Source organism: Nonomuraea sp. JJY05 (genome assembly GCF_043496855.1).
Classification (GTDB): domain Bacteria; phylum Actinomycetota; class Actinomycetes; order Streptosporangiales; family Streptosporangiaceae; genus Nonomuraea.
The window spans coordinates 1-1,564 of sequence record NZ_JBIEIS010000123.1 but is presented as its reverse complement, the minus strand read 5'-3'; the positions used below and the strand labels follow the sequence as shown (position 1 = coordinate 1,564).

Sequence of the window (1,564 nt, the reverse complement as noted above, 5' to 3'; positions counted from 1 at the left end):
GCGGTGGGGGATCGGCGGCAGCGCCGGTTGGCCGCGTTCGTCACTCCTGAGGACGTCGATGTGGACAAGTTGCGTTCGTTCCTTTCTGATCGGTTGCCCGGGTATGCCGTCCCGCCGACGATCACCGCGCTGGGCCGGCTGCCGCTGACCGCCAACGGCAAGATCGACAGGAGCGCGCTCACCGCCCTGGTCGGCGAGACGGCAGAGAGCACGGTCCAGGAGCCGCCCGTAGGACCGGCCGAGACCGTGCTCGCCAAGATCTGGGCCGACCTGCTCGAACTTCCGGCCGTGCAGCGTACGGACAGCTTCTTCGCCCTCGGCGGCGACTCCCTGCTCGCCACCCGCATGATCGCGCGCCTGCGCGCGGAAGGCGTCGCCGACGCCAGGCTGAGCCTGCTGTTCGAGACGCCCGTGCTGGCGGACTTCGCGGCCACCTTCACCGTGGGAGAGGCGGCTTTGCCCGCTCCCGTGCTGGTGCCGGACGTCGAGCACCGGCACGACCCGTTCCCGCCCACTGAGGTGCAGCGGGCCTACTGGCTCGGCCGGGCCGAGCACTTCACGCTCGGCGGCGTCGGCTGCCACTTCTACACCGAGTTCGACGGCGACATCGACCTCGACCGGCTGGAAACGGCCTGGAACCTGCTGATCGAGCGGCACGAGATGCTGCGCGCGGTCTTCGACCAGGACGGGCTCCAGCGCATCCTGCCCGAGGTGCCGCGCTTCGCCATCGCCACCGTCGACAGCGTCGAGCAGCTGCGCGAGCAGATGTCGCACCAGGTGCTCGACGTGTCCAGCTGGCCGCTGTTCGACGCGCGGGCCGCCCGCCACGACGGCGGGGTGCGGCTCGGCGTCAGCTTCGACAACATCATCGTCGATGCCCTCAGCATGATGGTCTTCTTCGCCGAACTCGACCAGCTCTACCATGACCCCGAGACCGTCCTGCCGCCGATCGAAATGTCGTTCCGCGACTATGTGCTCGCGCAGACGCCCGATCCTGCGGTCTTCGAGACGGCCAAGGAATACTGGGCCGCCCGGCTGCCCGAACTCCCGCCCGCCCCCCGGCTGCCGCTGCGCGTGGACCCGGTGATGATCGACCGGCCCCGGTTCGCCCGCCGCGAGTTCCGGATGCCGGCCGGGCGGTGGCGTACCGTCACGGATCTGGCCAGGCGGCACGAGCTGACCCCCGCCACCGTGCTGGCCGCCGCCTTCGGCGAGGTCCTGGGCAGGTGGAGCGGGCAGGAGGCGCTGACGCTCAACCTCACGCTGTTCGACAGGCGGGAGGTCCACCCGGACATCCACCGCGTGCTCGGCGACTTCACCTCCCTCCTGCTCGCCGGCTACCGGCCGGGAGCCGGCTGGCTGGACGGGGCACGCGGGCTGCAGGAAGAGGTGTGGCGCGGGCTCGAGCACGGCGAGGTGTCGGCGGTCTGGGTGATGCGGGAGCTGGCCAGGCGGAGCGACTCGATCGAGATGACCATGCCGGTGGTGTTCACCAGCACCCTCGGCGTCGCCGGCGACGCCACGTTCTGCCCCTCCTTTGCCGCGCAGGTCTGGGGCGTGTCGC

At 70.8% G+C, this 1,564-nt stretch carries 1 protein-coding gene; it reads left to right on the top strand.

Features of this window, described 5'->3' with window-relative positions; all coding sequences use genetic code 11:
* Window positions 1-60: 60 nt before the first annotated feature.
* A partial coding sequence (locus tag ACFKCF_RS61550; RefSeq protein WP_394506778.1) for a condensation domain-containing protein occupies window positions 61-1,564 on the top strand: 1,504 nt, incomplete at its 3' end.